At 71.7% G+C, this 12,889-nt stretch carries 15 protein-coding genes; 10 read left to right on the top strand and 5 right to left on the bottom strand.

Going from position 1 to position 12,889, the window contains the following annotated elements; all coding sequences use genetic code 11:
• The 3 genes from D8M35_RS06415 to D8M35_RS06405 form a co-directional block, all read left to right on the top strand.
• Positions 1 to 549 (top strand): CoA pyrophosphatase (locus D8M35_RS06415; protein ID WP_148113336.1); only part of this gene is annotated, 549 nt, incomplete at its 5' end.
• Positions 550 to 576: 27 nt separating this feature from the next.
• Complete coding sequence (locus D8M35_RS06410) at positions 577 to 1,050, top strand: VanZ family protein (protein ID WP_161972611.1); 474 nt, start codon at positions 577 to 579, stop codon at positions 1,048 to 1,050.
• A gap of 22 nt (positions 1,051 to 1,072) precedes the next feature.
• Entirely contained in the window at positions 1,073 to 1,459 is a 387-nt protein-coding gene (locus D8M35_RS06405; protein WP_126891089.1) for a DUF1304 domain-containing protein, read from the top strand.
• On the opposite strand, the gene D8M35_RS06400 is transcribed toward D8M35_RS06405, so the two are convergent.
• Both D8M35_RS06400 and D8M35_RS06395 read right to left on the bottom strand, forming a co-directional pair.
• Positions 1,456 to 1,857 (bottom strand): arsenate reductase ArsC, encoded by a 402-nt coding sequence (locus D8M35_RS06400; RefSeq protein WP_126891088.1) that lies wholly within the window; start codon positions 1,855 to 1,857, stop codon positions 1,456 to 1,458. The two genes, D8M35_RS06405 and D8M35_RS06400, sit on opposite strands and share 4 nt — an antisense overlap.
• 150 nt (positions 1,858 to 2,007) lie before the next feature.
• Complete coding sequence (locus tag D8M35_RS06395) at positions 2,008 to 2,808, bottom strand: DNA-formamidopyrimidine glycosylase family protein (protein ID WP_126891087.1); 801 nt, start codon at positions 2,806 to 2,808, stop codon at positions 2,008 to 2,010.
• 91 nt (positions 2,809 to 2,899) lie between these two features.
• On the opposite strand from D8M35_RS06395, the gene D8M35_RS06390 reads away from it, so the two are divergent.
• From D8M35_RS06390 to D8M35_RS06365, 6 genes are all read left to right on the top strand, one after another.
• Entirely contained in the window at positions 2,900 to 3,937 is a 1,038-nt protein-coding gene (locus D8M35_RS06390; protein WP_126891086.1) for a LacI family DNA-binding transcriptional regulator, read from the top strand.
• Between the two features lie 126 nt (positions 3,938 to 4,063).
• Positions 4,064 to 5,329, top strand: a complete 1,266-nt coding sequence (locus D8M35_RS06385; RefSeq protein ID WP_126891085.1) for an ABC transporter substrate-binding protein — start codon at positions 4,064 to 4,066, stop codon at positions 5,327 to 5,329.
• A 76-nt stretch (positions 5,330 to 5,405) separates the two neighbouring features.
• Positions 5,406 to 6,359, top strand: coding sequence for a carbohydrate ABC transporter permease (locus tag D8M35_RS06380; RefSeq protein ID WP_126891084.1), 954 nt, complete (start codon positions 5,406 to 5,408; stop codon positions 6,357 to 6,359).
• Positions 6,356 to 7,228 (top strand): carbohydrate ABC transporter permease, encoded by an 873-nt coding sequence (locus D8M35_RS06375; RefSeq protein ID WP_126891083.1) that lies wholly within the window; start codon positions 6,356 to 6,358, stop codon positions 7,226 to 7,228. The genes D8M35_RS06380 and D8M35_RS06375 overlap by 4 nt, the downstream gene beginning before the upstream one ends.
• A 68-nt stretch (positions 7,229 to 7,296) precedes the next feature.
• Complete coding sequence (locus D8M35_RS06370) at positions 7,297 to 8,556, top strand: family 1 glycosylhydrolase (RefSeq protein WP_126891093.1); 1,260 nt, start codon at positions 7,297 to 7,299, stop codon at positions 8,554 to 8,556.
• Between the two features lie 134 nt (positions 8,557 to 8,690).
• Positions 8,691 to 10,364, top strand: a complete 1,674-nt coding sequence (locus tag D8M35_RS06365) for a CBM35 domain-containing protein (RefSeq protein ID WP_126891082.1) — start codon at positions 8,691 to 8,693, stop codon at positions 10,362 to 10,364.
• A gap of 53 nt (positions 10,365 to 10,417) precedes the next feature.
• On the opposite strand, the gene D8M35_RS06360 is transcribed toward D8M35_RS06365, so the two are convergent.
• Positions 10,418 to 10,804 carry a MerR family transcriptional regulator gene (locus D8M35_RS06360; protein ID WP_126891092.1) on the bottom strand — a complete coding sequence of 129 codons (387 nt, stop codon included), beginning with the start codon at positions 10,802 to 10,804 and terminating at the stop codon, positions 10,418 to 10,420.
• Between the two features lie 93 nt (positions 10,805 to 10,897).
• On the opposite strand from D8M35_RS06360, the gene D8M35_RS06355 reads away from it, so the two are divergent.
• Positions 10,898 to 11,599: an SDR family oxidoreductase gene (locus D8M35_RS06355; protein WP_126891081.1), complete on the top strand. Its 702-nt coding sequence runs from the start codon at positions 10,898 to 10,900 to the stop codon at positions 11,597 to 11,599.
• 68 nt (positions 11,600 to 11,667) lie between these two features.
• Here the strand turns inward: D8M35_RS06355 and D8M35_RS06350 are convergent, their stop codons facing one another.
• Both D8M35_RS06350 and D8M35_RS06345 read right to left on the bottom strand, forming a co-directional pair.
• Positions 11,668 to 12,339 (bottom strand): hypothetical protein, encoded by a 672-nt coding sequence (locus D8M35_RS06350; RefSeq protein WP_126891080.1) that lies wholly within the window; start codon positions 12,337 to 12,339, stop codon positions 11,668 to 11,670.
• Between the two features lie 98 nt (positions 12,340 to 12,437).
• Entirely contained in the window at positions 12,438 to 12,815 is a 378-nt protein-coding gene (locus tag D8M35_RS06345; RefSeq protein WP_126891079.1) for a hypothetical protein, read from the bottom strand.
• Positions 12,816 to 12,889: the final 74 nt, after the last annotated feature.

Genomic DNA, 12,889 nt, shown 5'->3' with positions numbered 1-12,889 from the left:
CGCGCGCCCGCGGCCGACGCCGTGCACCGCGACCTCGACGTCCTGCTGCTCGCACGAGCGTCGACCCTCCGCTCGCACCCGGGCGAGATCGCGTTCCCCGGCGGGCGCATCGACCCCGGTGACGCCGATGCGCCCGCAGCAGCCCTGCGCGAGGCCCGCGAGGAGACCGGGCTCGACCCCGCCGGCGTCGAGGTCCTCGGCACCCTGCCCGCCGTCCCGCTCGCGCACTCGAACCACCTGGTGCGGCCGGTGCTCGGGTGGTGGCGCGAACCGACACCCGTGCGGGTCGTCGACGAGCGGGAGTCCGCCGCGGTCTTCCGGACACCCGTCGCCGACCTCCTCGACCCGGCGAACCGTGGGGTCACCGTGCTGCGCCGAGGCGGTCAGGAGTGGCGCGGGCCGGCCTTCACGGTACGGTCGGACGAGGGCGCGCACACGCTCTGGGGGTTCACCGCGATGCTCCTCGACGCGCTCTTCGACCGGCTCGGTTGGGCGGAGCCGTGGGATGCGGCGCACGAGCTCCCGCTCCCCGCGCTCCGGAGGACCTGACCCCTGCTCTCCACCCTGCTCGTCGAGGTGCCGTGGCTCGCCTTCGGCGTCCTCGTCGCGGTCGTCGTCGTCGCCCCCTTCCTCGGGGTCCTGCTCGTCCGCGTGCCACGCACGACCACCGTGCTCGCACTCCTGGCGCTGGTCGCCGTGCTCGCGCTCACCCTGTACCCGGAGGGCACGCCCTCCGCGGCGGTCGCCTGCTCGGTCGGCCTGCCGTACCTGGCTCCGACCGCCGTCGAGTCGATCGCGAACGTGCTGCTCTTCGTCCCGGTCGTGTTCCTGGCAGGGCTGCGCACCGGCAGGCCGCTGCTGACGGCGGCTGCCGGCATCGGCCTGTCCGCGGGCATCGAGGCGCTGCAGGCGTTCGTGCTCGGCATCGGGCGGGCCTGCGACACGAGCGACCTGGTCACGAACGGGGTCGGCTCGGTGATCGGCAGCCTGCTCGCGGCTGCTGCGCTCGCGCTCGGGCTCGCGCGACGCCGGGCCACGCGACGCCGCTGACCGGACGTCGTAGGGTCGGGGCATGACCGTCGTCGCCCTCGTGTTCGCCGCCCTCGCCGCGCTCCTGCACGTGTACATCTTCGTGCTCGAGTCCGTCCTCTGGACCACTCCGCGAGCGCGGAACACCTTCGGCACCTCGGAGCAGGAGGCCGCGGCCACCCGCTCGCTCGCGTTCAACCAGGGCTTCTACAACCTGTTCCTCGCCGTGCTCGTGCTGGTCGGCATCGTCGTCGTCGCGTCCGGCGGTACCGCGGTCGGCCTGACCCTCGTCGTCGCCGGGACCGGGAGCATGCTCGCCGCCGCCCTGGTGCTGTTCACGAGCGACGCGACGAAGCGCCGGGCCGCGAGCACCCAGGGCGCACTGCCGCTCCTGGCGCTGGTCGCGCTCGGGATCGCCGCGCTGGTCTAGACGAGGTCGGCGAGCAGCGTCTCGACCCGCCGCCGGACCTCGTCGCGCACCGGACGGACCTGCTCGATCGGCAGGCCGGCCGGGTCGGTGAGCGCCCAGTCCTCGTAGCGCTTGCCCGGGAACACCGGGCAGGCGTCGCCGCACCCCATGGTGACGACGACGTCGGCCTGACGCACCGCGCCGGTGGTCAGGACGGCGGGCTGCTCGCCCGCGATGTCGATGCCCTCCTCGGCCATCGCCTGCACCGCGACCGCGTTGATCCGGTCAGCGGGTTCGGACCCGGCGGAGAACACGTCGACGCGGTCACCGGCCAGGTGCCGGAGCCACCCCGCCGCCATCTGGGAGCGGCCGGCGTTGTGGACGCAGACGAACAGGACGGCGGGCTTCTGGTCTGGCACGGTGACTCCGGTGGTCGGTCGGGAAGGGTGCGCTCATCCTGCCGTACCGAGGTGGACGGACGGGACGGCCGACGACCGGGCCGGGCGACGGCCGGGAGGCCCGTGGCGGGCCGGCACCGTGCCTCCCGTCCGTCCCGTGGCGCCGGAGGGTCAGCTCGCCGCGGGCTGACAGCGGGGACACCACCAGACACGTCGGGGCGCGGAGCCGACCACCTCGACGTCGTCGCGGGCGCGCACCCGCGTCCCGCAGCGCAGGCACGGCCGACCGGCGCGGCCGACGACCCAGTGGCGCTCGCCGCGACGGAGCACCCCGGTCGTCACCTGGTACGCATCGGGCGTGGTCGCGGAGTGGCGGAGCATCCGCTGGGCGGCGTCGAGCAGCGCGGCCACGTCGACCGTGCCGATCGGCCGATCCGGGTGCAGCCCGCGCAGGAAGCCGAGCTCGTTCGCCCAGAGGTTGCCGAGCCCCGCCACGCGCCGCTGGTCGAGCAGGACGGTGCGCACGGGCAGGTCCGGGTCGGCCGCGCAGCGGCGGACGGCCTCGTCACGGTCGAAGTCCTCGTGCAGCAGGTCGGGTCCGAGGTGCCCGACCGCCAGGCGCTCGTCGCGGGTGGCGAGCAGTTCGACCACGGGCAGGGCGATCCCCCACACCGTGCGACCGTCGTCGAGGGCCATGCGCACCCGGGCGTCCTGCGCGGCGCGTGCCGGCAGCCGCTTCCCCGCGCCCGTCGTGGTCCACGAGCCGGTCATCCGCATGTGGGTGTGGAGCGTCGTGCCGTCGTCGAACCGGGTGAGCAGGTGCTTGCCGTGCGTGGCGTGCTCGACGATGCGTCGGCCGCCGAGCGGGGTGCCGGCGTCGGCGCCGCCGCGGAGCTCGCCACGGGCGACCAGGGCGCCGTCGACGGCACGGAGTCGGGCTGCCAGGCGGTGGACGGAGTCACCCTCGGGCATGTCGTCACGCTAGGCGGGGCCACCGACAGCCGTGCTGCGTGCGGTAGGTTCCTGCGGAACGCAGTCCACGCTGTCGGGAGGGAGCGCGTCCATGGTCGACGGACACCGCTCGCCGCCGACGATGAGCGACGTCGCAGCGGTCGCCGGTGTCTCGAAGAAGACCGTCTCGAACGTGCTCGCCGGGTACGAGCACGTGTCGGCGCGGACGCACGACCGCGTCATGGCCGCTGTCGAGCAGCTCGGCTACGAGCTGAACGTGTCGGCCAGGAACTTCCGCTCCGGCCGCTCACGCGTGCTCGGGCTGGCGCTGCCCGAGCTCCGTCAGGCGTACTTCGCGGAGCTCGCGGACGCGGTCATCCGCGCTGCCGGGGCGCTCGGGTACACGGTGCTCGTCGAGCAGACCGCCTCCGGCGAGCGGGAGCCGGACGCCATCACCCGGATGCGCGAGCACTCCATCGACGGGATCATCTACAGCCCGCTCGCGGTGCGACCCGGGGACGCTCCTGCCCTCGACGTGAAGTTCCCGCTGGTCGTGCTGGGGGAACCGGTCGAGGACAGCGACGCGACGTTCATCACGATGTCGAACGCCGATGCCTTCCGTGATGCGACCGAGCACCTCGTGCGGGCAGGCCGGTCGGCCATCGCCTTCGTCGGTGCGGACCCGGACGGTCCGGTGCGGACCGCGGAGGAGCGTCTGCGCGGGTACCGCTCGGCCCTGGACGCACACGACCTGCCGTTCCGGCCGGAGCTCGTCGTGTCGACGCCGCTCTGGCACCGGGCCGACGGGGCGGAGGCAGCGACGCGACTGCTCGCCGGGGGCCGCGCCGTCGACGCCGTCGTCTGTTGCAACGACGCCCTGGCGCTCGGGGCGATGAGCGCCCTGCAGCTCGCAGGTCGGTCCGTGCCGGGCGACGTGGCCGTGGTCGGGTTCGACGACATCGAGGAGTCGGCGTACTCCACGCCCGCCCTGACCACCGTCTCCGCCGACCTCGACCGGGTGGCGGCGACCGCCGTGGACATGCTCGTCGGTCAGCTCGAGCGGGGCGAGGCCGCGGTGGCAGGGGTGGTCCGGTCCCCCCACCGACTGGTGGTGCGGGCCTCCTCGGCGGACGGCGCTCGGACGGACTGACCCCGGGCCGACAGGACTGGTGCTTGACGTCCTCGCCACTGCCCGTTACCTTCCATTTACACCGGTGTAAATCCGGCAACCCGAGAGTCCCGCACACCGCTGTGCCGGACGGATGGCAGGTGTTCAATGAAGAAGCACGTCGCAGTCGTCGCGCTCGCTGCAGCCGCGGCGGTGGCCTTGGCCGGGTGCGCCGGCTCCCCCGGTTCCTCGTCCTCCGACGCCCACGTCGACCTGACGTTCTGGCACGGGTACACCGAGGCCGACGGCAAGGTCCTCGACCAGATCGTCAAGGACTTCAACGCCTCGCAGTCGAAGGTGACGATCTCCACCCAGACGAAGACGTGGGCGGTCATCGACGACACGATGCTCCCGGCGCTCTCCGCGAAGAAGGGCCCTGACCTCGTCGCGATGACGTCGGACCGCCTGCCGGTGTACGCGCAGAAGAAGGCTCTGGTCGACCTCGACGACTTCTACGACGAGACCTCCAGCAACACGCGCGAGCTCAAGGAGCAGGCGGTCGCGATGGAGACCGTCGACGGCAAGCGCTACGGCGTCCCGAGCGGCTTCGTGCCGCTCTCGGTGATCTACAACAAGAAGCTCTTCGCCGAGGCCGGTATCGACTCCTTCCCGACCACCTGGGACGAGTGGGTCGCCGACGCGAAGAAGCTCACGAAGGACACCAACGGCGACGGCACACCGGAGCAGTACGGCCTCGTCCTGCCCGACCACCAGACGGTGGGCAACGGCATCTGGCCGAGTCTGTTCGCGGGCAACGGCGGCTCCGTCACGAACGAGGCGGGCACGAAGTCGACCATCGACTCCGCGGCGAACCGCGAGACGCTCGCGTACTGGACCAAGGCCGTGACCGAGGACGGGATCTCGCCCACGGGTGTCGACGGCATCGCCGCGGACAAGCTCTTCACCGCGGGCAAGACCGCCATGGAGATCGGCGGGCCGTGGATGGCCAGCGTCGCCGAGGGCGCGGGCATCGACTACGGCATCGCGGCCATCCCTGCAGGTCCGAAGGCGCAGACCGCGTCGGCGATCGGCATCTCGCTCGGCGTCACCGCGCAGACCGACGACGCGAAGCAGCGCGCCGCCGAGCAGTTCCTCGCCTACTTCAACGAGAAGACCGTCGCCACGAAGTGGGCGCTCGGCTCCGGGTGGCCGCCCCTGCGCACCGACATCACCGCGAGCGACGTCGGCCAGAACCCGACCGTCGCGACCCTGACCGGGCTGCCCGGCACCACCATCCCGCTGCTGCCGGGTGTGGTGAACAGTGCCGACGTGCTCACCGCCGTCGACACCGCCACGCAGAAGGCGCTCGCCGGCGGCAACCCCGCCGAGCTGCTCGGGGCCGCGGACGCCAGCGTCCGCTCGGCCCTCCGATGAGACCGGCGGGCGGGGACCTGCGCTCCCCGCCCGCCTCCTTCCGCTCCGCCAGCACCGCCCCCAGCAGGGAGACCCCATGACCACCCAGCAGCTCGGTCGCCGCCCGCGCTACCGTCCGCCCGCACAGCTCGGCGGCCGAACCCCCGTCGGCGGCACCTTCCGCCGACGCGCGACCATCGTGGGCTTCCTCGCCCCGGCGATCGTGGTCATGGGCGCCTTCGTCCTCTGGCCGATGGTGTCCGCACTCCGCCTGTCGTTCACCGACGCGAGCGGCTTCGGGGACCCGTCCTGGGTCGGGCTCGCGAACTACACGCGGGTGTTCACCGACCCGGACGTGCTGCGGTCGATCGGCAACACCGCGCTCTACTCGGTGCTGTTCACTCCGGTCGCGATCGCCGTCGCGCTGGTGCTCGCCCTGGTCCTGAACCACCCCGCGCTGCCGTTCCGCGGGTTCTTCCGCTCGGCGCTCTTCCTGCCGTTCATCGTGTCGCTCGCGGTCGCCGCCTTCGCGTGGTCGTACCTGCTCGACCCGCAGATCGGCCTGCTCAACCACTGGCTGCAGGTGGTCGGCATCCGACTCGGCAACGTGCTGCAGGACCCGACCCTGGCCATGCCGACGGTCGTGCTCGTCGCGGTGTGGAAGAACTTCGGTTTCTACATGGTGATCTTCCTCGCCGGCCTGCAGGAGATCCCGACGAGCCTGTACGAGGCGGCGCAGCTCGACGGTGCGAACGCTCCGAAACGCTTCGCCCACGTCACCTGGCCGATGCTCAGCAACACGATGGCGTTCGTCGTCATCGTCGCGCTCATCGCAGCACTGCAGGCGTTCGACCAGATCTACGTGCTCACCGGCGGCGGTCCGTACCGCTCGACCGAGACGATCGTCATGCAGGTCTACCAGTCCGGCTTCAAGGACCTGGACATCGGGTTCGCGAGCGCGCTCGCCTACGTGCTGCTCATCGCGACGCTGCTGCTGAGCCTCGTCCAGTTCCTGTTCTTCGGCAAGCGCGGGGAGGACACCGCATCATGACCGCCCTGCCCCGGCCCGCGGTGCTCGCCACCCGCCGCACCGCAGCCCGGAAGCCCCTGCCCCTGCGCTGGCTCGGGTTCGCCGCGGTGCTCGTGGTCACGCTCGCCGTGCTGCTCCCCGTGCTCATCATCGTCTTCACGGCGTTCAAGCCCGCGAGCGAGGTGAACGCCTACCCGCCGACCCTGTTCCCGCACACGTGGACGCTCGACAACTTCCGCGCGATCTTCACGCAGCTGCCCTTCGCCCGACTCATCGGCAACAGCTTCGCGTTCGCGGGCGGGGTCACCCTGTTCGCGCTCGCCTTCGACGCCCTGGCGGCCTACGCATTGGCCCGGCTCGACTTCCGTGGCAGCAAGGTCCTGCTCATCGTGATCATCGCGAGCCTGATGATCCCGTTCCAGGCGACCCTGATCCCGATCTACCAGCTGGTCTCGGACCTGGGGTGGGTGAACACCTTCGCGGGCCTCATCGCACCGCGGGCCGCCGACGCGTTCGGGATCTTCTTCCTCCGACAGTTCTTCGTCGCACTGCCCCGTGACCTCGACAACGCCGCGCGCATCGACGGTGCGTCGGAGTGGCGGATCTTCCGGAGCATCATCCTGCCGAACGCCGTCCCCGCCCTGCTGACGCTCGGCATCTTCACGTTCGTGAACAACTGGAACGACCTGCTCTGGCCGCTCGTGTTCACCACCGACCAGGACATGGGGACGATCACCTCCGGCCTGACCCTGCTCACCGGGCCCGGCGGCATCATCCCGCAGGGCGTCATGATGGCCGGCGCGCTCATCGCCGTGCTCCCCCTCGCCGTGATGTTCCTGCTCGTCCAACGCCGCTTCATCGAGAGCGTCGCGAGCACGGGGCTGAAGTGACCGCGCCGGTCGCACCCGACTCGCGGACGGTCGGCACCCCGACCGTCGTGACCACGAAACGAGACACCATGCACTGGTCCGACGACGGCCGCCTGCACTTCGCCCTGGGTATCGAGGACACCTTCGTCCCGCAGGCCCGGCCCGGCGAACGCGCGATCGACGAGTACGAGCTGACCGACCACTACCGGCGCTACGCCTCCGACCTCGGGCTCGCCGTCGACGTCGGTGCCGAGCTCCTCCGCTGGGGCGTCCCGTGGTACCGCGTCTCGCCCGAGCCCGGCGTCTGGGACTGGTCCTGGGTCGACCGCGTGATGGCCCGCTTCCGCGAGACCGGACTCACGCCCGTCGTCGACCTGCTGCACTACGGCACGCCGCTGTGGCTCGAGGGACAGTTCGCGAACCCCGACTACCCGACGCACGTCACCGAGTACGCGGCCCGCTTCGCGGCGCGGTACGGCGACGTCGCCACCGACTACACGCCGGTCAACGAACCCGTGATCCACGCGCTCTTCACCGGCGAGTACGGCTACTGGCCCCCGTACCTGACGGGCGCGGCGGGCTCCGCGCGGATGGCGACGGCCCTCGCGACGGGGTTCGTGACGACGCAGCACGCGATCGCCCGGGAGCTCGGTGACGCCGCCCGCTTCGTGCACGTCGAGGCCGGCATCCGCTACGTCGGCGACGTCGACGCCCCCGAGCACCGGGACACCGTGGCGCGGCTGCGCGACCAGGCCTTCCTCGTCGAGGACCTGGTCACCGGCGGCGTCGACGCGGACCACCCGCTGGGCGCCGGGCTCCTCGCCCACGGCACGACGCCCGCACAGCTCGACTGGTTCCGCGAGCACGCCGTCCGCCCCGACGTGATGGGCGTCAACTACTACCCGCTGCACTCCACCGAGGTCTTCGAGCGGGGTGTCCACCACGGCGGCGGCTTCGCCGACCCGCGGCCGTACCGGGACACCGGCACCGAGGGCCTGCGCGACGTCCTGACCACCTACGCCGAGCGGTACGGTGCCCCCGTCATGCTCACCGAGACCTGCGTCACGGGCACGGTCGAGGAGCGGATCGCCTGGCTCGACGACTCGGTGTCGACGCTGCACGAGCTGCGGTCCGAGGGGCTGCCCGTCGTCGGCTACACGTGGTGGCCGCTGTTCGACATGTACGAGTGGACCTGGCGGCACACCGAGGCGCCCCGCTCCGAGCACCTGCTGACCATGGGGCTCTACGACCTGGTCGAGGACGGCGACGGCGGGCTGGACCGCGTCCGCAACCCGGTCGCGGACGCGTTCGCGCGGCACGCGCGGTCGGCCGCCGCGATCGCGGCCTGAGACGTGTCCGCGGCCGGCCCGCGGACACCGGTCGCGACCCGAGGGCGACCGACACCGGACGGGAGGCCCGTGGCGACCCCACGGCGTGCCTCCCGTCCGACGACCAGCACCACCACACCACCGATCGGAGTCCCATGTCCCTCCGCACCGGCGCCCTCCGGGCGCCCCGACGAGCGCACGCGCTCGTCCTCGCCGCAGCCGCCACGGCTGCCGCGCTCCTGGTCGGCGTCGTCGGGCCCGCGCCCGCCGAGGCCGTCACGACGGGCAACGGTGCCCTCGTGTACTCCCCCGCCGCCGGCACGTCCTTCAACCCCGAGGGCGGCCGCGCAGCCGGCACCACCTACGCCAAGATGGTCGTCCTGAAGAACAGCGGCTCCGCGAACGGGCAGCAGTTCGTCACGTTCGACCAGCTCGTGCTCGAGAACGGCGTGCAGGTCTACCCGATCTACCGGTCGACGAACGACGGCACCTCGTGGTCGCGGGTCGCCACGGTGACGCCGAGCAAGCAGTTCCCCGCGCTGACCCGCACTGCGCAGCCGTCGCTGTACGAGACACCGATCCAGCTCGGGTCGATGCCCGCCGGCACGCTGCTGCTCAGCGGGATGATCATGCCGTCCGATCGGTCGAGCAGCCGACTCGTGATGTACAAGAGCCTCGACCACGGACTGACCTGGTCCTTCGTCAGCACCGTCGACACCGGCGGCCCCGCGACGTACGACCCGAGTCCGACCTCCACCACCTCGACCGTGTGGGAGCCGTCCGTCGCCGTGGACGCGAACGGCGGCCTGGTGACGTACTTCTCGGACGAACGGCAGAAGGCGAAGGGCGTCCTGCAGGCCGTCAGCTACCGCCGGTCCACCGACGGCGGCGCGACCTGGGGTCCGCTCGTCAACGTGTCCGCACCCACGAACACGAGCGACCGACCGGGCATGATCACCGTGACGCGGATGCCGAACGGCAACTACATCGCCACGTTCGAGGTCGTGAACCGCCCGAGTCGGACGAACAACACCGCGCCGGTGTACTACAAGACCTCACCGGACGGCCTGACCTGGAGCCCGGAGACGAGCATCGGCACGAAGCTCGCGTTCGCCGACGGACGCGGGCTCGGCTCCTCGCCCGAGGTGCGGTGGATCCCCGAGGCCGGCAACCCGAACGGCATGGTGGTCGTGTCGTCGAAGTGGTCGGTCGACGCGTCGGGGAACATCGACGGCGGGCAGACCTTCGCCGTGAACCGGAACCAGGGCTCCGGCGCGTGGGAGCAGCTGCCGTACGCCGTGACCTACGACGCCCGCGACACCGAGGGAGGCACCTTCTCGGGCTTCGCGCAGAGCTTCGACTCGAGCGCTGACGGGAGGACGCTGTACCAGGCGACGAACGTCGAGAACCTGTCGACGACGTACAACGACGTCCGCGTCGGGTCCGTCCCGATCAACGCGCTGCGGTACGAGGCCGAGTCCGCCACCCGCACCGACACGAGCACGGTCACGCAGGTGGACGCCGTCGGTGGGCAGAAGGTCGGCAACATCAACAACGCCACGAGCAAGGTGCAGTTCACCGTCCAGGTGCCGACTGCGGGCACGTACACGATGAACGTCCGGTACGACAACGGCACCGGCGCGACGAGCACGCACACCGTCTCGGTGAACGGGGGGACGGCGTCCGCGGTGAGCTACACGCCGACCGTGAACTGGGGCCGCTTCGGCTGGGCGCAGAAGAGCGTCACGCTGAACGCCGGCACGAACACGATCACCTTCACCAAGGGGACGGGGTTCGCGGAGCTGGACCAGATCCAGCTGTACCGGTGAACGGGCGGGAGGCACGGTGCCGATCGGTACCGCGCCTCCCGCGCGCCGGGTGCTCAGGCCGCTGCGGCGTGCTCCCGGAGCGCCGGGCAGTGCTCGGCCGTCGGGTGCTCGGTGATCGCGATGACCTCGTCGAGCCGGTCCCGAGCCGCCTCGAGCTCGGCGAGCTGCGCGGTGATGCGGTCGCGCTCGGCCACGAGCAGCGCGAACGACTCGGGTGTCGCCACCCCGGCGTCGACGCACGGCAGCAGCTGCACGATGGTGCGGCTCGGGAGTCCGGCGGCGAAGAGCTGCTGCACGAGCTGCACCCGTTCGACGGACGCCGCGGCGTAGGACCGCTGGCCGCCCGCGGTCCGCTCCGCCGTGAGCAGCCCCTGCTCCTCGTAGTACCGCAGCGAGCGCACGCTCGCCCCGGTCGCTGCCGCGAGGTCACCGATCCGCACGTCGTCTCCGATCTGCACTTGCACCTGACACCGATGTGAGGTCCTACCGTAGCCGAGCCGCCGCGGGAAGTGCCCGCCCGGCAGGAGGACACCATGGACATCGCCGGATCCGTCGCACTCGTCACCGGGTCGAACCGGGGCATCGGCCGCCGCTTCGTCACGCAGCTGCTCGAGCGCGGCGCGTCGAAGGTCTACGCGACCGCACGCCGCCCCGAGCTCGTCGACGTCGAGGGCGTCGAGGTGCTGCCGCTCGACATCACCGACGAGGCGTCCGTCGCCGCTGCGGCAGCCGCCGCGCAGGACGTCACGCTGCTCGTCAACAACGCCGGGATCGCCGGGACCGGCTCGCTGCTGCGCGACGACCTGGCCGACGCCCACCGGCTGCTCGACACGCACCTCTGGGGGAACCTGTCGATGCTGCGGGCCTTCGCGCCGGTCATCGAGCGCAACGGTGGCGGCGCGGTCGTCAACGTGCTCTCCGCGCTGTCCTGGTTCGCGTACCCGGGATCGGGTGCCTACGGCGTCGCGAAGGCCGCGGAGTGGAACATGACCAACGCCGTCCGGCTCGAGCTGCGCGACGCCGGGATCACCGTCCAGGGGCTGCACCTCGGCGCGGCCGACACCGACATGATGGCCGGGTACGACGGCCACATGACCGACCCGGCCGACGTCGCACGGGCCTCGCTCGACGGGGTCGAGCAGGGGCTCTCCGAGGTCGTCGTCGACGAGTGGAGCGCCATGGTCAAGGCGTCGCTCCAGCAGACGCCGGACGTGCTCGCGGCACAGCTCGGCTGACGGCAGGACGGACGGGAGGCGCGGTGCCAGCCGGCACCGCGCCTCCCGTCCGGAGGGTCGCGTCGATGTCAGAAGGCTCGGAGGCCGAACCGGTGGGTCGCCGTCCGGAAGTCGGGGTCGCCGAGCTCGATGGCCCGGCTGGACAGCACGGACAGGTCCCGGGTCCTGTCGAGCCACGTCGCCCGGCACCAGGACTCGCCGTGCTTGCTCCCGAAGTGGATGCCGAGTGGGTGGGTCTGATCGTCGAGGACGGCGTCGTGCACCAGATCGGCGACGGCGGTGGTGACCGACCGGTCGTCCGATCGGAGGACGGCAGTGGTGAAGGACGACCACCCGCCGACGAGCAGGTGCGATCGGAGGCTGGGTTCGATGGCGCTCAGTGTGTCGGGGTGCTCGACGTCGACGTACCAACCGGTGCTCGGGTGCTCCAACGAGAGGACTGTCCGGTCGTCGCGCCACGATCGCGGGAGCGTTCCGGTCTGCATGAACGACCGTTCGTCCCAGTCGGAGGCGACATCGGCGAGGAACTCCTCGAGGGTCAGCCCGACGGCCGCGGCGTCCACCTCGAGCGCACTGCCCGTGCCGAGCGGGACCTTGAACGCGGCGAGCACCTCGGCGAATGCACCGGTGCGGAGTTCGGCCGTGTAGTAGGTCTCCGTACCGGCGGCGTCGTAACGACCCCAGCTCGAGCGTTCTGTTGCAGCGTGGTCGCCGTGCCGACCGCGAGTCGGTGCGGACACCGGCGGGTGGTTGCTCTTCGCGACGCGGTACCCGGTGTCGCTCCGAGCAGGGAGGAGTCGAAGCCCCGTCGTCGTGCAGGTGCGTGGCCCTCGGCTCGTCACGTGTCCGCGGTGCCGTCCATGAACGACTGCACCGCTCGCCCGAGCTGCGCAGCGTCGTCCTCTCGGACGGCGGTCAGTGGAGTGCGCTCCTCGAGGAACGGGTTGGCGCCGATGAACCAGGCGCGGGCGACGTGCGCACCCTCGTGTTCAGCGATGGCGTTCCACGTGCGAGAGAGCAGCCGGAGTCGCCGCTCGAAGTCGTTCCCCGGGCGAGGACCGTCGGACTTGGCCCACTTCAGCGGGAGCTTGCGGTCCTTGCTCCCGGTAGCGGCGGCCACGAGTGTCGGGCCGAGAGCCGCGTTCAGCTCCTGCACGAGTTCCCGCAGGTCGAGCCGCGTCGACCGCGCGTGGTGCATCCCTGCTGCAACTGTCATGCCCCCCGTTTTACACCCCGATCCTGCGCGCCACCACCCGTCGATGCTGCGAGGCGACCGCAGACGGACGGGAG

This window comes from Curtobacterium sp. HSID17257 (assembly GCF_003989515.1).
Taxonomy (GTDB): domain Bacteria; phylum Actinomycetota; class Actinomycetes; order Actinomycetales; family Microbacteriaceae; genus Curtobacterium.
This window is presented reverse-complemented; position numbering and strand designations above follow the sequence as displayed.